Source organism: Polaribacter sp. 2305UL8-11 (genome assembly GCF_058147165.1).
This window is the reverse complement of record NZ_JBYVJW010000004.1, coordinates 226,044-251,672: the sequence shown is the minus strand read 5'-3', so window position 1 is coordinate 251,672 and position 25,629 is coordinate 226,044. Positions and strand designations below refer to the sequence as shown.

24 protein-coding genes are annotated in these 25,629 nt (G+C 29.4%); 15 read left to right on the top strand and 9 right to left on the bottom strand.

All coding sequences use genetic code 11. The annotated features are described in order from the left end of the window. Positions 1-50: 50 nt before the first annotated feature. The 6 genes from ACY2RW_RS05650 to ACY2RW_RS05625 all read right to left on the bottom strand — a co-directional run bounded on the left by ACY2RW_RS05650 (position 51) and on the right by ACY2RW_RS05625 (position 4,180). Positions 51-536 (bottom strand): hypothetical protein, encoded by a 486-nt coding sequence (locus ACY2RW_RS05650; protein WP_490121723.1) that lies wholly within the window; start codon positions 534-536, stop codon positions 51-53. Between the two features lie 29 nt (positions 537-565). Next, entirely contained in the window at positions 566-1,465 is a 900-nt protein-coding gene (locus tag ACY2RW_RS05645; protein ID WP_490121722.1) for a hypothetical protein, read from the bottom strand. 9 nt (positions 1,466-1,474) lie between these two features. Next, a complete protein-coding gene (locus tag ACY2RW_RS05640) occupies positions 1,475-1,948 on the bottom strand; it encodes a hypothetical protein (protein ID WP_490121721.1) in 474 nt (157 codons plus the stop codon). Positions 1,949-1,994: 46 nt separating this feature from the next. Further along, entirely contained in the window at positions 1,995-2,870 is an 876-nt protein-coding gene (locus ACY2RW_RS05635) for a hypothetical protein (protein ID WP_490121720.1), read from the bottom strand. Positions 2,871-2,941: 71 nt separating this feature from the next. Further along, entirely contained in the window at positions 2,942-3,601 is a 660-nt protein-coding gene (locus ACY2RW_RS05630; RefSeq protein ID WP_490121719.1) for a hypothetical protein, read from the bottom strand. A gap of 39 nt (positions 3,602-3,640) precedes the next feature. Then, positions 3,641-4,180 carry an RNA polymerase sigma factor gene (locus ACY2RW_RS05625; RefSeq protein ID WP_490121718.1) on the bottom strand — a complete coding sequence of 180 codons (540 nt, stop codon included), beginning with the start codon at positions 4,178-4,180 and terminating at the stop codon, positions 3,641-3,643. 195 nt (positions 4,181-4,375) lie between these two features. Between ACY2RW_RS05625 and yaaA the strand changes: the two genes are divergently transcribed. Beyond that, positions 4,376-5,134, top strand: coding sequence for a peroxide stress protein YaaA (yaaA, locus tag ACY2RW_RS05620; RefSeq protein WP_490121717.1), 759 nt, complete (start codon positions 4,376-4,378; stop codon positions 5,132-5,134). A gap of 319 nt (positions 5,135-5,453) precedes the next feature. Here yaaA and ACY2RW_RS05615 read toward each other — a convergent pair whose 3' ends face one another. Next, on the bottom strand, positions 5,454-11,390 hold the full coding sequence (locus tag ACY2RW_RS05615; protein ID WP_490121716.1) for a DUF8693 domain-containing protein: 5,937 nt from the start codon (positions 11,388-11,390) through the stop codon (positions 5,454-5,456). Positions 11,391-12,099: 709 nt separating this feature from the next. Here ACY2RW_RS05615 and ACY2RW_RS05610 point away from each other — a divergent pair. Then, the gene (locus ACY2RW_RS05610) at positions 12,100-12,351 is read left to right on the top strand and encodes a SanA/YdcF family protein (protein WP_490121715.1); all 252 of its coding nucleotides are present in this window, start codon (positions 12,100-12,102) and stop codon (positions 12,349-12,351) included. Positions 12,352-12,385: 34 nt separating this feature from the next. Here the strand turns inward: ACY2RW_RS05610 and ACY2RW_RS05605 are convergent, their stop codons facing one another. Together ACY2RW_RS05605 and ACY2RW_RS05600 are read right to left on the bottom strand one after the other, a co-directional pair. Further along, the gene (locus ACY2RW_RS05605; protein ID WP_490121714.1) at positions 12,386-13,810 is read right to left on the bottom strand and encodes an L-serine ammonia-lyase; all 1,425 of its coding nucleotides are present in this window, start codon (positions 13,808-13,810) and stop codon (positions 12,386-12,388) included. Between the two features lie 88 nt (positions 13,811-13,898). After that, positions 13,899-14,240 (bottom strand): DUF2853 family protein, encoded by a 342-nt coding sequence (locus ACY2RW_RS05600; protein WP_439127694.1) that lies wholly within the window; start codon positions 14,238-14,240, stop codon positions 13,899-13,901. A 250-nt stretch (positions 14,241-14,490) separates the two neighbouring features. On the opposite strand from ACY2RW_RS05600, the gene dnaK reads away from it, so the two are divergent. The 13 genes from dnaK (at position 14,491) to ACY2RW_RS05535 (ending at position 25,547) form a co-directional block, all read left to right on the top strand. Then, positions 14,491-16,395 (top strand): molecular chaperone DnaK, encoded by a 1,905-nt coding sequence (gene dnaK / locus ACY2RW_RS05595; RefSeq protein ID WP_490121713.1) that lies wholly within the window; start codon positions 14,491-14,493, stop codon positions 16,393-16,395. 245 nt (positions 16,396-16,640) lie between these two features. Next, on the top strand, positions 16,641-17,441 hold the full coding sequence (locus ACY2RW_RS05590; RefSeq protein ID WP_490121712.1) for a class I SAM-dependent methyltransferase: 801 nt from the start codon (positions 16,641-16,643) through the stop codon (positions 17,439-17,441). 246 nt (positions 17,442-17,687) lie between these two features. After that, the gene (locus tag ACY2RW_RS05585; protein ID WP_490121730.1) at positions 17,688-17,930 is read left to right on the top strand and encodes a lipocalin-like domain-containing protein; all 243 of its coding nucleotides are present in this window, start codon (positions 17,688-17,690) and stop codon (positions 17,928-17,930) included. 138 nt (positions 17,931-18,068) lie between these two features. Beyond that, positions 18,069-18,650: a sigma factor-like helix-turn-helix DNA-binding protein gene (locus ACY2RW_RS05580; protein WP_490121711.1), complete on the top strand. Its 582-nt coding sequence runs from the start codon at positions 18,069-18,071 to the stop codon at positions 18,648-18,650. A 49-nt stretch (positions 18,651-18,699) separates the two neighbouring features. After that, the gene (locus ACY2RW_RS05575; RefSeq protein ID WP_490121710.1) at positions 18,700-19,608 is read left to right on the top strand and encodes a sterol desaturase family protein; all 909 of its coding nucleotides are present in this window, start codon (positions 18,700-18,702) and stop codon (positions 19,606-19,608) included. A 33-nt stretch (positions 19,609-19,641) separates the two neighbouring features. Then, on the top strand, positions 19,642-19,932 hold the full coding sequence (locus tag ACY2RW_RS05570) for a hypothetical protein (protein WP_490121709.1): 291 nt from the start codon (positions 19,642-19,644) through the stop codon (positions 19,930-19,932). Positions 19,933-20,188: 256 nt separating this feature from the next. Further along, entirely contained in the window at positions 20,189-20,491 is a 303-nt protein-coding gene (locus ACY2RW_RS05565) for an ArsR/SmtB family transcription factor (RefSeq protein ID WP_480196026.1), read from the top strand. A 46-nt stretch (positions 20,492-20,537) separates the two neighbouring features. Beyond that, a complete protein-coding gene (locus tag ACY2RW_RS05560; RefSeq protein WP_490121708.1) occupies positions 20,538-21,950 on the top strand; it encodes a pyridoxal phosphate-dependent decarboxylase family protein in 1,413 nt (470 codons plus the stop codon). Next, positions 21,947-22,639: an aspartate/glutamate racemase family protein gene (locus ACY2RW_RS05555; RefSeq protein ID WP_490121707.1), complete on the top strand. Its 693-nt coding sequence runs from the start codon at positions 21,947-21,949 to the stop codon at positions 22,637-22,639. The genes ACY2RW_RS05560 and ACY2RW_RS05555 overlap by 4 nt, the downstream gene beginning before the upstream one ends. Before the next feature lie 91 nt (positions 22,640-22,730). Next, positions 22,731-23,207 (top strand): 50S ribosome-binding protein YggL, encoded by a 477-nt coding sequence (locus ACY2RW_RS05550; RefSeq protein ID WP_490121706.1) that lies wholly within the window; start codon positions 22,731-22,733, stop codon positions 23,205-23,207. Positions 23,208-23,368: 161 nt separating this feature from the next. Then, the gene (locus ACY2RW_RS05545; RefSeq protein WP_490121705.1) at positions 23,369-23,893 is read left to right on the top strand and encodes a hypothetical protein; all 525 of its coding nucleotides are present in this window, start codon (positions 23,369-23,371) and stop codon (positions 23,891-23,893) included. Positions 23,894-23,949: 56 nt separating this feature from the next. Continuing rightward, entirely contained in the window at positions 23,950-25,242 is a 1,293-nt protein-coding gene (locus tag ACY2RW_RS05540) for an NAD(P)/FAD-dependent oxidoreductase (protein ID WP_490121704.1), read from the top strand. Continuing rightward, entirely contained in the window at positions 25,242-25,547 is a 306-nt protein-coding gene (locus ACY2RW_RS05535) for a hypothetical protein (protein WP_490121703.1), read from the top strand. The genes ACY2RW_RS05540 and ACY2RW_RS05535 overlap by 1 nt, the downstream gene beginning before the upstream one ends. Positions 25,548-25,629: the final 82 nt, after the last annotated feature.

Here is a 25,629-nt window from a genome sequence, read left to right as displayed (position 1 = left end):
TTTCAATAAACTTTTAATTTAATCAGTATTACAAAGGGATTCAGAGGTTTTTACCAACCATTTTTTGCCATTAAGCCTAAAAAAATAAAGTTTACAAAAAAATAGAACCCAAATTGCAAATACCTATTGGATATTTTTTTACGCAAAAACTCGTTTGCAATAAATAATATAATTAATATAAAGAAAAAAGCTGCTGTTTTAGATAATGATACACTTCTAGAAAAATAAATAACGTAGGCACTAGATAAACCTCCTAGAAAAAATTGAATTGCTAAAGGTAAATAGTCTCCATATTTTTGAATAAAAGAGTTTTTCCATTTCTCTTCATCAACCAAATTGTAAAAATAAATACAAACTGTTAGCAATGTCATGTAAGCAGATAGAATTATAATGTCATACAATCTATCTATTCTTCCTAACATTAAAGAATCCCAGGTAAAACCTGCAATAAAAAATACTAAAGGAGCATATTTTTTGTGCTTTTGTAAAAAACGGTTTATGCTGCTTCTTCTGTATTTTACAATAGTTTTTTTCATTAAAATACCTTCTTAAAAGACAAGATACATTATTTAGATAAATCTAATAAATAACCTACAGATAAACTAAAAAAACTTGTTGTTGGAAGATTACTTTCATTAGCAACTGCATTGGGTAAATTTAAATAATAACCGAGCTCAAAATCCCAAGACTTTGTAGTAAATGATAATGGAATAGAAATTTGAGTATTTAATAAATTAAAAACTTCTTCGGTTACAGTTCTTAAAAAAGGTCTTTGTCTAAATCTTTGAAAATAAGTAAACTCCTGTTTTGCTAAAACAAAACCTAGTGTTGGTCTTAATCTTAATGCGAAATTGGGTTTTCTTACTAAATTTATTCTTGCAAAAGAACTTGATACCAATTGATAAGAAACATCAGAACCAAACAGATATGATGCAGAAAATGTGGTGCCCAAGGTTCTTTTTTTATTTCTGATGCCTAAACTTACATCAATAGAGTTTGTAAAATCATCAAAATCATCTGAATAAAAATATTTTGTATAACCAAGATTGTAAATAATGCTATTACTTTTTCCTAAAGTATTTAAATACCCTAAAGAAACACTTGTAAAATCCCAATGTGGGTCAAAATTTTGGTAATAGACTCCAGAAATACTGGCATTAAAACCTGAAGAGTGATAATAAGAAATTTGCGGAATTAAATTAAACTGTTCTGTACCAGAATCTCTTCCTGAAAAATAGGTATTGCTATTGTAAGCTACTGATGTATAAATAAAATTATAGGAATAATCACCTTCAATTAATTCATCTAAAAATTGTTTATCATTAAAAAATAAATCGTCTAAAATGCCATCAATATCTTCATCACTTCGCTCTTGTGCATAAGAACAAAAAGAGGTTGCCATTGTAAACAATAGCAACCCAAAAACTTGTAATTTTGTTTTTATTTTCTGATAAAAATTAATCATTAAATCACGTTAATTCCTTTTTGGCCTTGTCTTTCTTCCATCAGGATTATTTTCTCTTGGCCCATTTTTTAACTCACCTCTATCTTTTGTTTTTCTAATTTTATCTATCCTTTCTTTTAGCATTTTCCTTTGCTCTCTAGTCAAGGTTTTTCTAAAACTTTCTCTAGTTTTTCTTAAATGAACTTGCTGATTTCTTACCAATTCTTTTTGAGTTTTGGTAAATGTTCTCATTAAGCGTTGTCTTACTTCATTTCTAGAAATTGTTTTATCTTTTAAAATTGCCAATTGCTCTTTAGTTAGTGTTGCTTTAAAAGCCTCTCTATTGGCTTTCATAACCTCACGTTCTTTTTGCAACAACGCTTTTTGTTCTTTGGTGAGTTCTTTAGTAATTAACTTATAATTAGAATCTTGAGCAAAAATTGCGCTACCAAACATCATCAAACTCATAAAGCTAATTTGTAATATGATGGTTCTTAATTTCATTTTTGGATTTATTTTACTCAATAACATCTAAAGTAATCAATTTAATTTAATCTTTACAACTTTCTTTAGCTGCTTTCATTTCGTCAGCGTCGTTAATTGTAGCAGAACTTCCGTCTTTATAAGTAATCTCTACAGGAAAGTTTAAAGTTCCTTTTTCTTTTACATCTGGGTTTGCTTTATGCCATCTTCTTAATAACCTAAATTCTGATCTATTATTTACAGTAATTACAGTTGCATCTGGCATTGTAAAACTAACTGGTAAAACCAATTTAAAACATTTTCTTTTGTCTTTACCTCTTTTACAAGAATCTTTGATTGTTTTTAATTCGTCTCTATCTATTAAAGTTTGTACTGTACCATCTTCTAAAGTTACATCTACAGGAAAAACTAATTCTGGACGCTCTTTTACATCTGGATTTGCAGTATACCATTCTCTAATTAAAACCCAATCTGCTTTTTCGTTTAAAGTGATAGATGAATTATCTGGCATAATAAAGTCTACTGGAAATACAAACTGAAAGCATTTATGTCTTCTTTTTTTAGCCTTTTCTCTCTTATCTTCTAACTGTTTTCCTTCTGCAGAGAAGAAAACAGCACTACTTTTTTCTGCTCTAGACTCATTATCTGTAGCAACAGATACTTTATAACCTAAACCAGATGCGTATTGAACAGATGTAATATAAGTATCTGCTAACTCTCCATTAAAACTAGATTTTGTTGCAGTTGGTAAACTAGACGCATCTACTGTTATTTTTGCAGCGGTTTCAATTTCTGTAATTAAAGTAGTATCATCTTGCAAACCATCTATATTTTCTGATTCTGAACAAGAAGTAAATAATAAAGTTGATAAAATAAATGCGGTAATTGAGAAAAATAAAATACTAGATTTTAAAATTTGTTCTCTTGAAATTGTAGTTCTCATAATTGGTAAATTTTAATTATTAATTGTTTCTATTTCTTAGAACCACGTTTATTTAAATAGTTTGAAAAAAATTATAAAATTATTGTTTCTATGAATTTACCATCTGATAATGAGTCATCTAAAATCATAGAATCTAAAATTAAATCGTCCATTTTTTGTTCAGAAAGTTCCGCTTTAATAACAATTTCGTTCACTAAAGTAGTATTTGCATAAGCTTCTAACTCATCATCTTCTAAAAACAAAGAATTAATTAGCACATCATCATTAAAAGACAACAATTCTACGTTGTTCTCCTCTACTCTATTATTATCTGTATTTTGTAACCAAATGGTTAAGCTTAATATAAAAACTACAGATGCAGCTGCTATATATCTAAATTGAGGTTGCAACCAAAACACTTTTTGTTTTTTTATAGCTACAGGAGTTTCTGCAATCACCTCTTCTTTTTGTATTTTATCTAAAATAGAAAGTTTAGATTTAGCAAAATAGCCCTCTGGAATATCAGTTCCTAAATACTCTTTATGATGTTGAGTAACATTTGAAATCTTTTCTTTTAAAAAGGTGTTATCAGTACTTTCTTCTTTTATTTTTTTTAGGATAGACAACTTAGATTTCGCAAAATAATTATCAGGAAGATCTGTTCCTAAATACTCTTTGTGGTGTTTAGAAACATCTGTAAAACCTTCTTTCAAAAAGTTTTTGTTATTTTTATTTGTAGATTTTTCCATCATTATATTAGTTAGACCCTAACTTTTTAAAATAGTTTGGATTTATATAAATATTTTTTCTTCAATAATTTTTACTGCTGTGTAATAGGTAGATTTTAATGTGCTTTCAGAAACATTCAAAATTTCTGATATCTGCCTAAAACTCAAATCATCAAAGTATTTCATTTGAAAAACTCTTTTTTGTTTCTCTTTAAAACCATCAATTATTGTATGGAGTTTTCTTTGAATTTCATTACCATCAAAATATGCATCTTCAAATAAAACTTCTAAATGAGAACTTGAAATATCATCAATATTATCAAAAGATTTTTTATTATTTTTCTCTAAAAGACGCATAGATTCATTGTAGGCAATTCTATACATCCAAGTATGTAAAGAGCTTTTTCCTTCAAATTTACCTATGCTTTTATACACTCTAATAAATGTATTTTGCAAAACATCATCAGCGTTTTCATGCGTAGTAACTAACTTTCTAATATGCCAATACAAACGTTCTTGATACGCATCAAGCAACTCACTAAAAGCTTTGTCTTTTAATGTAACATCTTTTAACTTTCTTACAAGTTCTTGGTCTTTACTCAAATAATGGGTTTGTTAGTTGTTACTCTTTTGACCTTGATACATCAAAATAGTTTGATGAATTTATAAAATATTTTTTGATTTACACGAATTCTATAAATTTTACAAATAGTTTTATCGATATAAATTTGATTTATAATTCAACTATTTTTAAAATCATTTGTATTTTTATGATGTATTAAAAGCACTATATTTCTTATGAAAATCATTATATCTCCAGCAAAATCCTTAGATTTTGAAAGTACAGTACCCACAAGTTTACATACACAACCTTTGTTTTTAGAACAATCGGAAAAATTGAATAAAAAATTAAAAACACTTTCTAAAAAGAAATTATCAGACTTGATGTCTATTTCTGATGATTTGGCAAGGTTGAACTACGAAAGAAATCAAGAATGGAAAACACCTTTTACGACAGAAAATTCTAAACAAGCCATATATGCATTTACGGGTGAAGTTTTTAGAGGTATTGATGTAAATACTTTAGCCGAAGAAAAGTTACCTCTTTTGCAAGAACGCTTACGAATTTTATCAGGTTTATATGGTTTGTTAAAACCTCTGGATTTAATTCAGCCATACAGATTAGAAATGGGAACGCGTTTAAAAGTAGGTAGAAGAGATAATTTGTATAAATTTTGGGACGACACTGTTGCCAAAGCTTTAAATGATGAATTAGCAGATGATGAATTACTCATCAATTTAGCGAGTTCAGAGTATTTTAAAGTGATTCCAAAAAAGGTTTTAAAAGTACCAATGATAACCCCAGTATTTAAAGATTTTAAAAACGGACAATACAAAACCATTATGACGTTTGCTAAAAAAGCTCGTGGATTAATGGTACGTTATATTATTGATAATAACATAAAAACCATCGAAGATTTAAAAGGTTTTGATGTTGAAAATTATCGTTTTTCTGAAGAAATGTCTGAAGGAAATAATTTGGTTTTTACGAGGTAAATGAAAAAGAAACCTTTTTTAAAAGCTTTTTTCTACTTTATTATTCTCTGTGTTTTAAGTCTTTATTCGTCAAATTATACCATTTAAGAAAAATGCACAAGAAAAAGTTTTTTAAGAAACTACAAAAATACCAAAGAATAAAGTAGGCTTAGTTTTAGGAACTTCTAAACATTTAAGATATGGAAGAATAAACCTTTATTACAAATAAAATTATAAAAAGGGATAACTTATTGGGGTAAGTTAAAAATTACATTGAAAGAAAAAATGTTTCAGAAAAATCTGTTCAAAAACCTTTTTATATATTTTTTTTATATGAAAATTATTTAAGTAATATTTTTTTAGATAACATTCCTTGATTTGTTCTAATATTAATCATATAGATTTGATTAGTTAGTTTTTTTAATAAAAACCTATTTTCTATTTTATTAGCAATATTTTTCCATTCCTTTATTTTTTGACCAAGAATATTATGGACCTCTACTTTATTTATTAAAGAAGTGCCATAGTTTTTAACAACTACTTCTTTTTTTGCGTAGTCGTAATGTATAGATATATTTTGTAAATTTTTATTTATGTTTTGATCTTCTACTGATAAAACATTATTTTTAAAAGTTAAATAAAAACGATTAGAATAAATACCTTCTGTTAATTGAAAAGCTACAGTATTATTTTGTAAAGGATAAACTCGGTTTGTTAATTTATCTTTTATGTAAACATCTCTATCTATCTTTTCTATTTCATCAATTTTTACAATTATACTTCCAGTATAACTCATAATAATATTAAAAGGAACTTCTAAATCATCAGAAACTTCTTGTACACCAGTAATCACATATTTTGAGTCATCATTAGGAAACTTCCAATAGGCATCTGTAGGTCCTAAATCGTAAATTTGGCTATCATAACCTTTATCAAACTCAAAAGAATTTTTAGAATCAAAAGAAACACCTATTTGCCTGTGAATATTCATGCCTTCATCATTAATAAATTCCAATCCCAGTTTTATAATGGGTATTTTAGAAGTTGTATTATTATTTTTTGTAGAATTTTCTCTGAAGAAAACTGAAGAACCAATACCTTCAATTTTATATTCACGCTGACTATTGTTAAATACCACAGGACCTCCATCTGAATCTCCTACTATAAAAAAACCTTGACCAATAGGAATATAGGGTTCTGGCACCTTACTCGCAGAAGAACCTGAAACAGATGGAGCACAACTAATATTTCCGTCTGCATCTTCTAACCTTAAATAATTGATATAAGTACTATTAGAATCGTTTGACAAAATTTGAATATCACTACCTGATTCTACACATAAATTTATACTAAATGTAGAATAGTTTGTAGAAGCAGGTAGAGTATAATTTCCTTTTTCTATGTTATTAACTTTAATCTTAATTTCTTTATCTGTATTAGATTTGTAATTAATTTTTAAAACATCTACACCTCTTATAATATTTTTAAACTCAACAAAGTTACTAGCAGTGGAGATTAAAACAACATTCTCTCCTCCAATATTAGTAACTACTCCTTGTAAATAAGCATTTTCAGCTTCTAAAATAATATTAAAAGGTCCCGCTAATGAAGGACTATTGGCACTTAATCCCATTGCTATATTTCTTACAGCATAACCACCAATATAACCAGTATAATTATGCCCAGAAATAGAAGAGCTAATACTATCATCCTCGCCAACATGTTCCCAAAAGTATAAGGTTGCAGTTGTAGAATTTATATTATCTTCTATGAATTTTTTTACACTAATCGCTGATGAAAAAGGATTCCCAACTAAATAAGATTCATTTGCCCCAATAGACGGGTTTGCAATTAAATCACCATCTTTAGGTGTGCCAACAAAAGTGTAATTTTGTGCAACACCTGGACCTTTAAAAATAAAACCATCTGTTTGTTTAATAATACCATCTTTATATTTGTGCAACCAATTAGATCTTCCGTTTGAAGAAGGTGAATATGTATATATCCAATAATCTGCCAATGAAATTGGATTGGTTGCATTTCCATTATAACCTGCTATAAAATTTATATTTTTTGCAATAGAACCAATAGTAGAATTAGCATCTAAAGGGTTTGTTCCATCTTTAAAAACACTCTCTATTGTATAAGTATTTGTTCCTATTGTATTTACTGGAGAACTCATGTAATTATACCTATACAAACTTGCTATATTAGAATTTTGATCTACTAATAATTTGCCATTACCATTTACTTGAGATGTTCCTGTGTGAGTTTGTACCAATTGGGAATTACCAATCAATCTAATCTCATCATTTGAATTTCCTAAAGTAATATTATTAGTTACTACTAACAAGTTATCTGTAATAGCTAATTTGCTATTGCCCAAAACAACTAATCTCCTTGCACTAAACCTTTCTCCTGTATGATTATAATTTTGAAGTATTAAAACAGCTCTAGATCTATCTGGATACCCATTAGTCCAACTACCACCTACTCTTGTGGTTCCCTCAATCCTATGTAAGCCCAATAATGCATTAGCTTCTGTATTTACACCAGAGGTTATTTCTGATAATAATGGATCATGAGGATGTCTTTGAGGTGGATTAGAATAGGGGTTTAAACCACCTAAAGCAACATTTCTATCATCTATAAATGCTACCCATTCTGAGGCTGAATATGTTGTGTTTGGAGTTAATATTTCGTCTATTCTAACAAAAGATGTATTATCTTTTAAACCTTTTATTACATCTATTCTAGAATCCCAAGGTAAAGTGCTATTTCCTATACCGCTTCTTGAAATTGTAATAATATCATCTACATTATCAAAACCAGTAACGTTTATGTTTTGTACAATATTTACTCCTGATTTTATTTGTGCCGTAATTGTATTTGATAAGGAAAACAATAGTGAATTATTAGCTGTAATTTCACCTGGATTTGTTGCGGTTGCTGTTCTTGTACTTGTAATTCCTCCATTAAATAAATTAATATTTACTGCATTAGGAACAACTATTTTTGTTGCATCACTATTGGTAACTTCTATAATTTTTTCTAAACCTTTCCAATAAACTTGAGTTATCATTGGAACACCACATCCATTTTTAGTATTGTCTTTTGCATAAGTACTATAATTTGTAGTAATAAAAGTATTATTAGTTATAGCCGTAAAAGTATCTGCACTTTCTAAAGTATTTGCAAAACCATTAATTCCTATGGGGTCTTTAGTAATATCTATTATAGCATTACTTGTGTTTGTTGTTGTATTTGTAGTTCCATTTCCGTTTACTATATTCCCATTTTTTAAAAACGTAGAGGTGGCAGCTTCAACTGCGTCTGGACAACCATCTCCATCACTATCTAAATCTAAGGAGTTTATTATACCGTCATTATCTAAATCTAAATTAGAACAAACCCCTGCTGTATTTAATGTACAAAAATCTGTATCTTTATAATTAAGGATTCCATCACCATCTGAATCTTCTGACGGGTCTGCTGGTAAACAAGAAAAAGCTGATGTATTTATTGTAGAAACTGTAACATTACTTGAAGCTGTAGTTGGAGTTGGAAAAGAGAAGCCAAAAAAAAGTTGGGTAACCTGTAAAACTCCATCTATATAAATTCTATAAAAATAAGCAGGATCTCCATTTGAATCTACAATATTAAATGTATATGCTCCATTTTGATTGACCGTAACTATTTGGCTAATAGTAGTATTAGCTTGACTTAAATTATAAGTACCTGAAGGAACATTAATTAATGTATTACTCCCTTGAGATAAAGACCAACCTGTATCCATTGGATAATTATCTAAATCTATTTGAATGTTTATATCTACAGTTAGTTTTATAGTCAAAGGATTTGTATTGCAAAGTTCTTGAGTATCTAATACGCCATCATTATCATCGTCTAAATCATCTATATCTGCAATACCATCTACATCTGTATCTATACATCTATTTTTTGTTTTATCTCGACTGTATCCTATTGTTTGTCCTCCTGTTGCTATTGTTGGTACTCCATTTGCATCAACAGTATTTCCTAAATTTTTATTTATTGGAGTAGTTGAACTCCCTGTGTAGCTCCCACCAGAATTTCCTCCAGAAATACTTGAAATTACCAAGTCTGTAGTTGTAAAGGTTCCTCCACCTTCAATTGCATCTGGGCAGCCATCTCCATCGCTATCTAAATCTAAATGATCCTTAATTCCATCACCATCTGTATCTAATGTTGTTCCTTCAACTGAGTCTAAAATCCCATCATTATCATCATCTAAATCTATATTATTGGGGATGCCATCATTATCTGTATCTGTACAATTTTCTATTGTTCCATCTTTTGAACTACCTATACTTTGTCCACCAGAAGCAATTGTTGGAATACCATTTGCATCAACTGTATTACCTAAATTATTTATTACAGAAACTGTTGAGCTACCTGTATAACTCCCTCCAGTATTTCCTCCAGATATAGAAGAGGCAACTAAACTTGAAGGTATAAAATTACTCCCACCTTCTACAGCATCAGGGCAACCATCACCATCGGAATCTAAATCTAAATGATCCTTAATTCCATCACCATCTGTATCTTTTGTGCAACCAGTAGTTTGAGCTGTTAAGCTTATTTTTATACCATCTACAAACCCCCAAGTGTTTGTAGAAGTTCCATTACTTCCAATAAAGATATTTGGAGTACTGTTGTTTGTAATTCCAAAATTAGCGGGTGTAAAAGTATAACTTCTTTTGTACCAATTACCTGCTACTCCTGGAACTCCTGTACCTTGTGTACCTTCTGTATTTAAGTTACTTACAAGTGTAATAAGAGAGCCATCTGTAGGTGTAATTGAGTTTATTCTAATTTGAGTATTGGTTATTTCTAAAGTTTGGTTGTTATTAACATCGTACTGTGTGTAATAAAAAGAAATTGTCATTTCTTCTGAAGCGTTTACTACTGATATTGGAGCATAAATACCTTCTAAAGATCTAAAACCTAAAAATGAACCTCCAGCAGGCGAACTGTTAAAGCCAGGTAAATTTGCTCTATATTTATAATTTGTATGAAAACTAATAATTAAATCGGTGCTTAAATCTGGTGTAGAATTTTTACCCCAAGGACTTGGAACAAAATCTGCCATACCATTTCCTACATATTCATTTTGAAATGGAAAAGGAGATTGATTTATATTTCCATTTTGGGTTAAATTTGTGGAAACTATACACCCCTCTACTGTATCTAAAATTCCATCATTATCATCATCTAAATCTACTAAATCTACTATACCATCATTATCAGTATCTGTACAATTTTCTATATTAGAATTTTGACTACTCCCTATGGCTTGTCCTCCAGAGATTATTGTTGGTACACCATTAGCATTGACAGTGTTTCCTAAGTTGTTGGTTACTGGATTTGTTGAAGACCCTGTATAGTTTGTTCCAGTGTTACCTCCGGAAATACTTGAACTTACTAAATTTGTTTGACTAAAAGAAGCATTTCCTTCAATTGCATCAGGGCAACCATCTCCATCACTATCTAAATCTAAATGGTTTGGTAAACCATCTCCATCTAAATCTACAGTGCAATCGTAATGAGGTTGAATTTCTACATAATCTATTCTGAAAGGAACAGTTGATGCAGAAGAGGCTGTTAAACTAATTTTTATATAATTAGAAGCTGAATTTAAGGTATAGTCTGTATTAAATGATGTTGCTACTGTTGCTGTAATTAAAAGAGGGTTAGCTGTAACTGTTCCATCAATATTAGATTCTTCTACGGTTATTGTTTTAGTATTTACAGCATTTGTGATAGATTCTATTTTAATAATTGTACCAGCAGGAACAACGTGCCCTAAGTCTAAAACCAAGACATCTCCTACTTGATCAAAATCAGAAGTAACACCATCTATACCGCTTGTTATCCCATAACTAGCATTATATACATTATTATTAAGTATAGGATTAAAAATGGTAGTTCCAGCAGCAAATTCCCTACATTCATCTTTGTCAAGAATTCCGTCGTTATCATCATCTAAATCTTGATTATCAAGTATTCCGTCTCCATCAGTATCTATCGTTAATAACTGTAGTTTCCCTCTTAAATCTGTACCTGCATTTACTATAAGAGAATCTATAGTAGAATTTTCCCAATGACTAAAACCATTTCTTTCTTCTGAAAAGATGTAAGTAATATTTTTCCTACTTCTATCTACGTTTGTTAAAGTTTTTGTTAAACCTTTATTTGTCCAATCAAAATTACTATCGCTAGAAAGAGTAGAACTCAATGCAAAATTTGATATGCTAGTATTAAAGCTTGTGTATAAAAACTGAGAATTAGTAATATTGGTTAATAGTAAAAGAACCAATATCAAAATTCTCAATCTAAAACAAATTATTCCCCCAAATAATTTCATTTATATATTAAGTTTTTGATAAGATTATTGTGTACTTAATAAGCTAAAATAACTTACTGTATATCTTTCAAAAATATTTGATTTGTCTCAAACAAACACCTGTAAACATTAGGTTTGTGATGAAACCCAATAAAATAGTGCCTAAAATTTTAATTTAATCTTAGATGAGTTAGTTTTAAAATGCTTGTTTATTGAATGATGAAGTTTCTAAGTAAATTAAGAATAGTGTTTTAAAACACAATTAATACAAGTTCTACTTAAATTACATTGTATTAGGTAAAATCTTTGAATTTTTATAGAGAGTTTATTATCAAGAAAAGTGTAAGTAAGTTGTTAACCCAATAATTAAGTTTGCTAAAAAATTATCAAAAAAAAACTACTCCTAAAAAGTAGAATCTATAACAACGAACTTTAAGAGCTGTTGAATAAATAAAGGAAAATAATTTTTACTATGTTGCAAACATAATCGAAAGTATATTAAATTTCTATAGTCTTTTAAGTAAACACATCCATTTATAGTCACTTACTTCACTTTACACATTTTTGATTTTATTATGCAGGTTTTAGAACTTTAGATTCTGTGGTTAGAATAAAAGAAATTTTTGGACAAACTTCTGTAACAATAATATCTCAAGAATTTCATATTGAAAGAGCCATTTATTTAGCTGAACATTTCAATATAAAAGCAATTGGTTTTAATGCAAAAGATATCTCAGGTAAATATGGTTTAAAAGTAAAATTAAGAGAATATTTAGCAAGAGTAAAGGTCTTTGTAGATATTATTTTTAAAGTAGAACCAAAGTTCTTAGGTAAAAAGATTGAAATTGAATAACTTTTTCAACTTTGAGACTTTGAGACTAAAAAAATCAACAATCTGCTAAACCAACGTTAATTGCCAAACCACCTTCAGAAGTTTCTTTGTAGTTTTTATGCATATCTTTTGCTGTTTCCCACATGGTGTCAATAACCTTATCTAAAGGTACTTTTACCTCTTTTGGATCCGTTTCTAATGCCATTTCTGCTGCATTGATCGCTTTTATGGCACCCATAGAATTACGCTCAATACAAGGTACTTGTACTAAACCTCCAATTGGATCGCATGTTAAACCCAAATGATGTTCCATAGCAATTTCTGCTGCCACTAAACATTGTGCTGGTGTTCCTCCTAATAATTCTGTCAAAGCAGCTGCAGCCATTGCAGAAGAAACGCCTATTTCTGCTTGACAACCACCCATTGCTGCAGAAATTGTGGCATTTTTCTTAAAAATACTACCTATTTCTCCAGCCGTTAATAAAAATTGTTTGATGTGTTTAAAATCTGCTTTGTGATTTTCTATCACCAAATAATACATTAAAACAGCAGGAATTACACCTGCACTTCCGTTTGTTGGTGCAGTTACAACTCTACCTAAAGATGCATTAACTTCATTTACAGAAAGCGCAAAACAGCTTACCCATTTTAAAATTTCACGAAACTTAACTTCAGAACTTCTAATAGCTGTAATCCATTCTTTTTGATTGGAATACACCCCATCTTTTATCAATTTTTGATGTGTATTATAAGCACGTCTTTTTACATTTAAACCTCCAGGAAGTATGCCTTCTGTATGACAACCTATATACATACATTCTAACATGGTTTCCCAAATTCTTACTAATTCAGCATCTATTTTTTCTGCTGAATTTACTTCTAACTCGTTTTTAAAAACAATTTCAGAAATTAATAAGTTGTCTCTTTCGCAATATTCTTCTAGCTGTTTTGCTCTATTTATGGGATAAGGAAAATTTTGTTTGTTAATTTCTATTTCTTCTTCTAAGTGATTATTTTCTTGAACAATAAAACCTCCTCCAATAGAATAATAGGTTTCTGTTGATATTTCTTTGCCTTTAGAAAAACCTCTAAAAGTGACACCATTAGAATGAAATGGCAAAAAATCTCGATTAAAAACAATTGAGTTTTTTGGGAATGACACTTTTTTGCCTCCTTTAAAATAAATTTCTTCTTGCTCGTTAATTCTGTCAACAATAATAAAAATATCTTCAATGGGGATATATTCTGGGTCAGCTTCACTTAAACCTAATAAAATTGCTAAATCTGTAGCATGCCCTTTTCCTGTTAAAGATAAAGAGCCATACAAATCTACTTTTATAGCATCAATAGCATCAAAAATATGGTTATTTCTAATTTTTTGAACCCATTCTTGAGCTGCTCTCCAAGGTCCTAATGTATGCGAGCTTGATGGCCCAACACCAATCTTGAGCATATCAAAAACACTAATAAATTGTGACATTCGTAAAAATGATAAAAATTTCTGCTGTAAATGTAAAAAATCCAACTCAATGAGTTGGATTTTTTATATAATTTAAAAGAAAAACTTTTTACATTCCGTAAACTGACTCTTTATCAAACTTTTTAACTAACATATAGTACACTACTGCTCTATATTTTTTTCTTTCAGATTTTCCAATTCTTTCCATTACCTCTTCAATCCCTTCGTCTAACTCTTTGCTATCTGCTAAACCTAACTTTTTAATTAAAAAATTATTTTTTACAGTTGCTAATTCTTTTGCATCAGAACCTGAAACTGTTTCTGCATCTGCTTTATAGATAGATGGTCCAAGCCCCTTTGTAACAGCAGCTAATAATTCTGTATTAGAACGTAGGTTTCTATCGTCCATAAATTGTTTGTACAACGCAACTTTTTCGTCAAATTTACTCATTGTTTTTAAGTTTAAAAATTAGTATAAAATTATAATTCTAAAAGAACAATCCAAATATATGAAAATAATAATGGTTTTCAAATTCGGAAAATCTTCTATTTATTAGATGCATTTTGTGTCAATATGTCACATCAATTTTTAATTTTTTTTCAAAAAACTGACATTTCTTAGTTAAAAAGTGGTTGGCACAGCCTTTGACTAATAGAAAACGTAAAATTGAATTTAAAAAAATTAATATAAATAAATTATTATGAGTAAAATTATAGGAATAGATTTAGGAACTACCAACTCATGTGTTTCTGTTATGGAAGGTAATGAGCCAGTTGTAATTCCTAATGCAGAAGGAAAAAGAACTACACCATCTATTGTTGCCTTTGTAGAAGGAGGAGAACGTAAAATTGGTGATCCTGCAAAAAGACAAGCAGTGACAAACCCAACTAAAACGGTTTATTCAATCAAACGTTTTATGGGAAATAAGTTCTCTGAATCTTCTAAAGAAATAAAAAGAGTACCTTATAAAGTAGTAAAAGGAGATAATGATACACCAAGAGTTGATATAGATGGACGTTTATATACACCTCAAGAAATTTCTGCAATGGTGCTTCAAAAAATGAAGAAAACTGCTGAAGACTATTTAGGTCAAGATGTATCTTCTGCAGTAATTACAGTACCTGCGTATTTTAACGATGCACAAAGACAAGCTACAAAAGAAGCTGGTGAAATTGCTGGTTTAAAGGTAGAAAGAATTATTAACGAGCCTACTGCTGCTGCTTTAGCTTACGGAATGGACAAAGCTAATGATGACAAAAAAATTGTTGTTTTTGACTTTGGTGGTGGTACACATGATGTTTCTATCTTAGAATTAGGTGATGGTGTTTTTGAAGTATTAGCTACAGATGGAGATACGCATTTAGGTGGTGATGATGTTGATGAAAAAATCATTAACTGGTTAGCAGACGAGTTTCAAGCTGATGAAAATATGGATTTAAGAAAAGATCCAATGGCTTTACAACGTTTAAAAGAAGCTGCTGAAAAAGCAAAAATTGAATTATCAAGTTCAACTTCTACAGAAATAAACTTACCTTATGTAACTGCTACTGCAAGTGGTCCAAAACACTTGGTAAGAACATTAAGTAGAGCAAAATTTGAGCAATTAATAGACGATTTAATCAAAAGAACAATAGAGCCTTGTAAAACTGCATTAAAAAATGCTGATTTATCAACGTCAGAAATTGACGAAGTTATCTTAGTGGGTGGTTCTACAAGAATTCCTGCAATTCAAGAAGCTGTTGAAAAATTCTTTGGAAAAGCGCCAAGTAAAGGTGTAAATCCTGATGAGGTTGTTTCTTTAGGAGCAGCAATTCAAGGTGGAGTTTTAACTGGTGATGTAAAAGATGTTTTATTATTAGATGTAACACCTTTATCATTAGGAATTGAAACAATGGGGAATGTTTTCACAAAATTAATTGATGCAAATACAACCATTCCAACTAAAAAATCGCAAGTATTTTCTACAGCTGTAGATAATCAACCTTCTGTGGAAATCCACGTATTACAAGGAGAAAGAGCAATGGCTGCTGATAATAATACAATTGGACGTTTTCATTTAGATGGTTTACCTCCAGCACAAAGAGGAGTGCCACAAATTGAAGTAACTTTTGATATTGATGCCAATGGTATTATTAAAGTTTCTGCTTTAGACAAAGGAACTAATAAGTCTCACGAAATTAGAATCGAAGCTTCTTCTGGGTTATCTGAAGAAGAAATCGAAAAAATGAGACAAGAAGCAGAAGCAAATGCAGATGCTGATAAATTAGCGAAAGAAACTGCTGAAAAAATCAATGGAGCTGACTCTATGATTTTCCAAACAGAAAAGCAATTGAAAGAGTTTGGTGATAAATTATCTGCAGATAAAAAAGAGCCTATTGAAGCTGCTTTAACTGAATTAAAAGCTGCTCACGAGTCTAAAGATTTGGCTCAGATTGATGCTGCCATGGAAAAGATTAACGAAGCTTGGAAAGTAGCATCTGAAGAAATGTATGCTGCACAAGGTGGTGCTCAAGGCGCAAATCCTGGAGCAGAACAACAAGGTCAACCAGAAGCAGATGCTCAAGGAGACAATGTTGAGGATGTAGATTTTGAGGAAGTGAAATAAGTTTATTTACTGTTAAATATTTATAGTAAAAAAAGCAATCAAATTGATTGCTTTTTTTATTTTAGCATATATAGATAATAAAAAAATAAATATGAAAAAGTTTTTACTTCTCTTAATAACTATAGATTTATTAATCTTGAGAAAAATGAAAAAACTACAACCAATACCCTATAAAATCAATCGCCTGTAAAACCTAATTAATAAACCTTAGCGTTCTATTACTTATAAGCTAAAAATAAAACCAGATGGAAATTAAATACGATACAATAGGAAAAGGCTATAATCTGACCCGAAAAGCAGACAAATATCTAACTGAACAATTACTCCATCATTTAAAACCAAACAGAAGCGGATTTTTTTTAGACATTGGTTGTGGTACTGGAAACTATACCAACGAGCTTCAAAAAAGAGGATTTCAGTTTATTGGTATCGATCCATCAAAAGAGATGCTACAAAAAGCTAAACTCAAAAATAACGAAATAGATTGGAAAGTAGGTTCAGCAGAAAACATTGAACTTCCAGATAATTTTTTTGATGGAATAATTGCCTCTTTAACAATACATCATTGGACGAATTTAAAAATAGGGTTTTCAGAACTAAAAAGAGTCTTAAAACCAAATGGAAGAATTGTAATTTTTACATCCACTCCAAAACAAATGAAGGGCTATTGGCTCAATCATTATTTTCCGAAAATGTTATCAGATTCGATAATTCAAATGCTAACTTTAAAAAAGGTAAAAAAAGTAATGAAAGAAAGTCAAATTGAATTTTTAGAAACACATAAATATTACGTCAAGCCAGATTTACAAGATCAGTTTCTGTATTGTGGTAAACAAAATCCTGAATTGTACTTCGATGCTCAAATTAGAAATGGAATTTCTTCGTTTTCTTCCCTGGCAAACAGAACAGAGGTAGAAGATGGATTATCTAAATTAAGAAAAGATATTGATAGTGGAAAAATTGACGATATTATTAAGTTTTATGAAAATGATTTTGGAGATTATTTATACATAATTGGTGAAAAAAAGTCAGAAAATAGTTTTTAGTATAAGAGTCAAATCGTAAAAAATGAAAAGAAATGAAGTCTAATTTTTTTGAAGACACCTTTACTTTTTTAATTTATTATTAGTAGTAATAAGATTACGTATTTAAATAAGTTGTAACCAATTTAAGAAAAAACGAAGTTTATGAAAACCTACAAACAGCAAATAATTGGAAGTTGGAAACTGAAAAGTTTTGAGTTAAAAAATTTAACGGTAAATAAATCTATTTTCCCATAAGGAGAAAATCCCATCGGAATTTTAATTTTTAGTAATGATGGATTTATGTCTGTATCGATAATGGCAGATAACCGAATAAACTTTGCAGTAGAATCATTGCAAATATCATCTTCTGAAGAAAAAATAAATGCTATTGAAACATATTTGTCGTATGCAGGAAAATGGAAACTAGAAAATAATAAAATATATGTCGAAGTTATTACCTTCTATTACCTAATTGGAAAAACAAAGAACATTATAGAACATTTCAATTAATAGACGGAACTCTGTCATTTCAAACACCAAAAATGAAACAGGGAGAGTTCGAGATATTAGTTGAATTAGATTGGATGAAATTACAAAATGTAAAACTTATTACCAGAAGTTAGTTATAATAAAAATGTATAACCTATAATGATAGAATTTAACAACCTTTGGAACACACATAAAGATCACCTGTTAAATTTCATTAAAACCAAAGTTGACGATCAAGATGATGCTAACGACATATTACAAGAGGTTAGCTATAAGTTGTTAGATAACTTAAACCGTAATACGGAAATTAAGAACTATAGAAATTGGTTGTTTCAGGTTGCCAGAAATACAATTGCTGATTATTATAGGAAAAAGAAAAAACGTTCTAAATTGTCAATAAGTCAACTAGAAATAAATACTGATAATTCAAATATCTGTGTTTGTGATTTATCTGGTTTTATCATTCAAACATACCTTCCAAAAAAATATAGCAAGCCTCTTTATTTAAGTGATATTGAACAAATACCACAAAAAGAAATTGCTGAAATGCTTAATTTGAGCTTAACAGCAACAAAATCTAGAATACAAAGAGGGCGCAAAAAACTAAAAGAATTAGTTGCCAATTGTGTTGAGATATCCTACAATAAAAAAGGACAAATTATTGATTTTAAAATAAAAAGCGATTGTAATATTCCTCAAGAACTAAAAACGGAAATAGACAGAATAAATTTAACCTTATAATTTTGCATCTTTTTACTTACTCTTAACGACTATATAAGAAAGTAAAACAATGAAACATAAAATAACACAATTAGTAGTAGTACCAATATTATTAATATTTACTGGCATATTCAGTTATTTAACCATCATTAACAAATGGAATTTTGAAATAGTCGCTTATTCAATTTTTCTATTTACACTCATCTATATTTTAATTTTTGAACAGGTTATTCCATTCAAAAAAGACTGGAAACCTAATAAACAAATATTTTGGACAGATATTAAACATTTCATCTTTTCAACAGCCATTTTTGACGCTTTAGGAAAAATGCTTGCTGTATCACTCGTTCTAAATGTTCAAAAACATGTTTTTACAGTAAATAAATTTTGGGATACACTACCATTTCTTGCAACTTTTATTATTGCAAATTTAATAGGTGATTTTTTTCCGTATATCTATCATAGAATAAGTCATAAAGGAAAAACAAACTCGTATGTAAGTCTTCTTTTATGGAAAATACATTCTATTCATCATTTACCAACAAGTTTAAACTGGTTTAAAACAAATTGGATGCATCCTGTTAATATGTTTTTAAATACATTCTTAAAAATGATTTCTATTTTACTTTTAGGATTTAGTGAAGAAATTATTTTTCTAGTTGGTATTACGCACGTAGTTATAGCCTATTTGTCTCATGCAAACATTCAAACAAAAAAGAGTTTTTTAGATTATGTAATTGTTACACCGCGATTGCATCATTTTCATCACAGTACAAATATTGAAGAAGCTAAAAATTTTAGTAATATTTTTCCTTTTTGGGATATTGTATTTGGAACCTACTATAACAGAAAAGGAGCCGTTGAAAAGGTTGGTGTCATAGAAAGTACAGCAACAAATTATCCAAAAAACAAACAGTTTTTAAAGCAAATAGTTTTCCCAATAACTACATTAAAAGAGTGTTGTATAAGTAAGTATTAAGAGCGACTAAAAAAATTAACAAGAAAACGAATAATGACCTCAAAAGACAAATTATTTAAAATTTTATCTTTAAGTTTAATTGAAATTCGTGGCGAAGCAACTGAATTATTAAACGAAAAAAACAAGCATGATAGTTATAAGTTAAAGAAAATTTATGCTATCGCTCACCTAATTCATAATTTACCCAGCGCACTGAATAAAAGTGATGCCAATTATGATAAAATATTATCTGAAATTTTAGAAACAGCTGCATATAATAACAAAGCATTGGCTCGGTGGTTAATATCAAATTTAAAGATTGTTTCTAAAGCAAAAAAACACTAGAAATATTTTTAATGAGCAAGAAATAAAGAAAATAATATTTGATTATCCGTAAAGTCATAAAAGGTATTTGTCAACCTGTTCCGATACTTCGGGAGTTTCAGTCTCTCATTGTAAATACTTGATTTATTGAATGATAAGATTCCGAAATAAATTCGAAATGACACTCTAAAATATAATGTATGACATAAAACGGACAACCAAAAAATTTATTTCAAAATATCAAATCGATAATTATAGATTTGTTATATTTACACCAATGGATTTAATAGAAATTAATAAAGCATTGGCAAATAAAACGAGGGTTGCTATTTTACACTGGCTTAAAGCGCCAGAAGATAACTTTCCTCCACATAAAGAATTAGGGCATTTTGATTTTGGTGTTTGTTTGGTGTTTATAAAAGAAAAAGCCAATTTATCTCAATCAACCATATCACAATATATGGCGCAATTGCAAAACGCAGGCTTTGTAACAGCTACCAGAATTGGTAAATGGACTTACTTCAAAAGAAATGAGGACAACATAAAAGAATATATCGAAAAATTAAGTCAAGAGCTTTAATTTTTCAATATACAAATCGACAATTAGCAATTTATAGATTAATAAAATGAGAAAAAAAACCATCCAACAACAAATGTTTCAAGACATTCGAGACAAAGACATTTTTAACAGAGCGCAGAATTATGCTTACGGTTATATAGACACTGTTTTTAATAGAAATGTCTATCCAACAGAAGAGGCTCTACATAAATTAGCAACTTTTGATGAAGCCTTACCCAATACATCAACCAACGCACAAGATGTAATAGAGCAATTACACCAGTATGGTAATGAAGCCACAACAGCCACTTTAGGCGGTAATTATTTTGGCTTTGTGTGTGGTAGTGCTGTTCCAGTTGGGTTGGCAGCTAAAAATCTTGCAACGTATTGGGATCAGGCACCAGCAATGCATGTACTTTCTCCAATTGGGAGTAAATTAGAATCCGTCGTAGAAAATTGGTTAATAAACCTATTTGGATTGCCTAAAAACACTTCTGCCGGATTTGTAAGTGGAACATCTACTGCAAATTTATGTGGTTTGGCAGCTGCTAGATATCGTATATTAGAAAGACAAAACTGGAATATCAATAAAAAAGGATTACAAAATTCTCCAAAAATTAGAATAGTAATAGGTAAGCACGCACATTCCACCGTTTTAAAAGCTATAGGCATACTTGGTTTGGGGCAAGAAAATATAGAGTGGGTTGATGTAGATAATCAAGGCAGAATGGTGCCTGAGTTAATTCCTGAATTAGATGACAGTACCATTTTAATCCTACAAGCAGGTAATGTAAATAGTGGTGCTTTTGATGATTTTAAGACTATTTGCAATAAAGCTAAAAAAGCAAATACCTGGGTGCATATTGATGGAGCTTTTGGTCTATGGGCACAAGCTGTTAATGATTTAAAACATTTAACCAAAGGAATAGAAAATGCTTCTTCTTGGGCTGTTGACGGGCATAAAACGCTCAATACGCCCTATGATTGTGGCATTATAATGTGTGCTGATAAAGAGGCAATGATTGCTGCACTTCATATGTCTGGTAGTTATATTATAGAAAGTAAAGAAAGAGATGGTATGTTTTATACACCAGAAATGTCACGAAGAGCACGCGTTATAGAACTATGGGCTATTATGAAATATTTAGGGAAGAGTGGTATTGATGAAATGATTTTAACCATGCATTTAAGAGCCCAACAATTTGCCAATGAAATAAAAAAAATTGAAGGATTTTATGTAGAAAATGAGGTTGTGTTTAATCAGGTGGTTGTACGATGTGATACAGATACTATAACTGAAGAAGTATTACGTACAATTCAAAATTTGAGAGAATGCTGGTTAGGAGGATCTGTATGGTTTAACAAAAAAGTGATGCGAGTTAGTATCTGTTCTTGGGCTACAACTGAAAAAGATATATCACGTTCAGTAAAGTCGTTTGTAAAAGCTTTAACCATGGTTAAGACTAATAATGTGCTATGAAAAAGATTGGATTAATTGGAGGAATGACTTGGGAATCTACTTTGGTTTATTATAAACTAATTAATAAAGGAGTTAAAGAATCTTTAGGTGGCTTACATTCTTCCAAATGTATTTTAGAATCTGTTAATTTTGCTGAAATACAAGAATTACTGGACTTAGAAGATTATAAAAAGTTGAATAAACTAATGACTAAATATGCTGAAAATTTAGAGAAATCTGGAGCAGAAGCTATTATTCTTTGTTGTAATACCATGCACATCTGTGCAGAGAGTATCATAAAAAACAGTAATATTCCTTTTCTTCACATAGCTGAAGTTACGGGTAAAGAAATTAAAAGAAGTAATATTAGAAAAGTTTTACTTTTAGGAACAAAGTCTACAATGGAAAAAGACTTTTATAAAAATATTTTAAAAGAAAAATTTAAAATCGAAGTTGTCATACCCTCTAAAAATGATAGAGAAGCTATTCACAATGTAATTTATAAAGAATTAGTTTATGGAATAACAACATCAGAATCAAAAAATAAATTTATAGAAATTATAAAGAAATCTATTAATGAAGGAGTTGAAGGTGTTATTTTAGGTTGTACAGAAATCTCTCTATTAATAAAGGAAAATGATATTGACATTCCAATGTTTGATACTACTAAAATTCATGCAGAAAGTGCTATAGAATTTGCAATTAATTAAAGGAAATCTTATACAACAACAAGGTTATTAAATAAAAACGCATAATTCATTCTTAAAAGAAAGAGAATTAATTTAAGAAAAATTAACTATCATGAAGCAACTATTATCATTCCTAAATAAACTAGAAAAGAAAAATATCCATTACAGCTTACATCATTTTAGAGAAGAGTATATAATGGTTTTAGTTTCCATACCAGGAGAAAGATGGGAGGTTGAATTTTCTAAAACTGGAGTAGTTGAAATTGAAATCTTCAAAAATTCTGAAGGTGTTTTGTCTGATAAAAATTTGTTAGAAGAAATTTTTACCATACATGATGGTGTTGGTTTTAATCTTAAAATAGTTTTAAAACCATCAATTAATGAAGAAAACTTTATTGATGATTTTGTTAGAAATGTTGTTGAAAAATTAAAGCTTGCCATTGGTGGAAATCCGTTAAATACTGATGGAGCTTTTCTAACCATGTATCAAAGAGGGCATGTACAAGAAAAAACAATTGAAGAGTTAGAAAAATTCTTAAAAACGGATAAAAGAATAAATTCTTATAAAATAGGAAGTTTAAGACATTAATCTAAAAAAATCCTCGAAATTCTAGCTCTAGACTTCCTCTTAAATTTTTATTTCTGTAAAAGTTTAATTTATTTTTCTGATGTAAAAAGAAAATTGTATCGAGAACTTTAAATCCAGATTGCTTTATTACATTCGCAAACATGAAGTTTTAAATATCAATTTTGAAAACCTACAACCAAACCAACTTTTTTAAACATACTTTTTGTGAATTCCAACAAGTTGATAATTTTCATTTTCCAGAAAACACCAACTATAAAAGTAAATCAGAAAGTGTTTATTTTTATACTGAAGAAGGAGTTTATAGAAAATCGAATCATTGGGGAAGAGTTGCCAATTGTAGATGGAAATTAATTTCAGGTGAGAATTACAAGAATCAAAAGGTAGTTATTGGTTTTGCAAAATGGAGTGGCTTCTACCCTATCTATTCAAATGAAAAACTATTTTTTATTGAAGTGAATTTTGAAGCAAAAACAACAAAACTTCAACCAAAAAAAAAAACCACAAAAGCGCATTTATTTACATTTTCTGAAGCTCAAAAAAGAATCAAACAAATAAATAATTTATGTAAAGATGATAAATGGACAAGGTATTTTAATTTAGAAATCAACCAATTAAAGTTTAAAATTATATCAGAATTTATCAATACAAACAAAACTTTACAAGAGATTAAATTGGGCTATAAATAAAGAATTTACTTATTTATTTTGTAAATTTGTAATAGATTTAAACTCATAAAATCTACATGAACATTCCACAAACTAGTTTTCCAAGAGTTGTAATTATTGGTGGCGGATTTGCAGGTTTAGCAGCTGCAAAAGGTTTAGAAAAACAAGAACTACAAGTTGTTTTAATAGACAAACACAATTATCATACTTTCCAACCTTTATTATATCAAGTAGCAACTGGTGGATTAGAGCCAGATTCTATTGCTTTTCCATTAAGAAAACGTTTTAATGATGTAGATAATTTCTATTTTAGGTTGGCAGAAGTCTCTAAAATTAATCCAGAAAAAAACACTGTAGAAACTTCTATTGGAAATTTAGAATATGACGAATTAATCATTGCAACTGGTTCTACAACCAACTTTTTTGGAAATACCAATATTCAGAAATATGCAATGGAAATGAAATCTGTTCCACAATCTTTGAATATCAGAAGCTTAATTTTAGAGAATTTTGAAGAAGCTTTATTAACTTCTAATATTGAGGAAAGAAATGCATTAATGAATTTTGTAATTGTGGGTGGTGGTCCTACAGGAGTAGAATTGGCTGGAGCTTTAGCAGAAATGAAAAAAGGAATTTTGCCTAAAGATTATCCAGATTTAGATATCCGTCAAATGCAAATAAATTTGATACAAAGTTCTGGAGAAATCTTAAAAGGGATGAGTGCAAAAGCATCAGAAAAAGCAGAAGATTTTTTAATAAAACTTGGCGTAAATGTTTGGAAAAACTTGCGGGTTTTAGATTATGATGGCAAAATAGTTACCACAAATGGTTTAGATCATTTTAAAGCTGCAACAGTTATTTGGGCTGCAGGTGTAAAAGGACAAACAATTGATGGTTTAAAAGTAGAATGTGTTATAGAAAGAGCTGCCAGAATTAAAGTAGACGCATATAACAAAGTTTTAAACTACAAAAATATTTACGCAATTGGTGATGTAGCCTGTATGACATCCAAAGAAAATCCTTATGGACATCCAATGATGGCACAACCTGCCATACAACAAGGAAGATTAGTTGCAAAAAATATACTAGCAAAACTATTTCATAAAAAACAAAAGGCTTTTGTGTATAATGACAAAGGATCTATGGCTACAATAGGAAGAAATAAAGCTGTTGTAGATTTACCTAAATGGAAATTTCAAGGAGTTTTTGCTTGGTTTGTTTGGATGTTTGTACATCTTTTTTCATTAATTGGCTTTAGAAATAGAGCAATCGTTTTTTTAAACTGGGTATATAATTACATTCGTTTTGATAGAGAAACACGTTTAATTATTAGACCTTATAAAAAGAAAAACAAGCAAATAAACTTTTAATGGAAAACAGAACAATTAAATGTACAAATTGCGGGATTTTCAATAAAAATAGAGATTATTGTAAAGTTTGTAACACCTTAATTTCTCATCAAAAGAAAAGGGAAATAAAAATAGCTGCAGAAAAACAAAAGCAAATTGAAGCAGCTATTTACGAAAAAGAAAACCCCAATTTTGCAGAAAGATTAAAAAAACATCCTTTTTTTCTATATAGATTTTTCGGTTGGGTTTTATACTCAGTAATTGCTGTAGTTAGTGCAATTGGTGCTGGTTTAGCTTGGTTTATTGCAATGGTTGCAGCTGGTTAACATGAAAAAATTACTTTTATATTTTTTCTACTGCTGTTTAATTATAGGCACAACTGTATACTTTTTACAATATTTTTCTGTT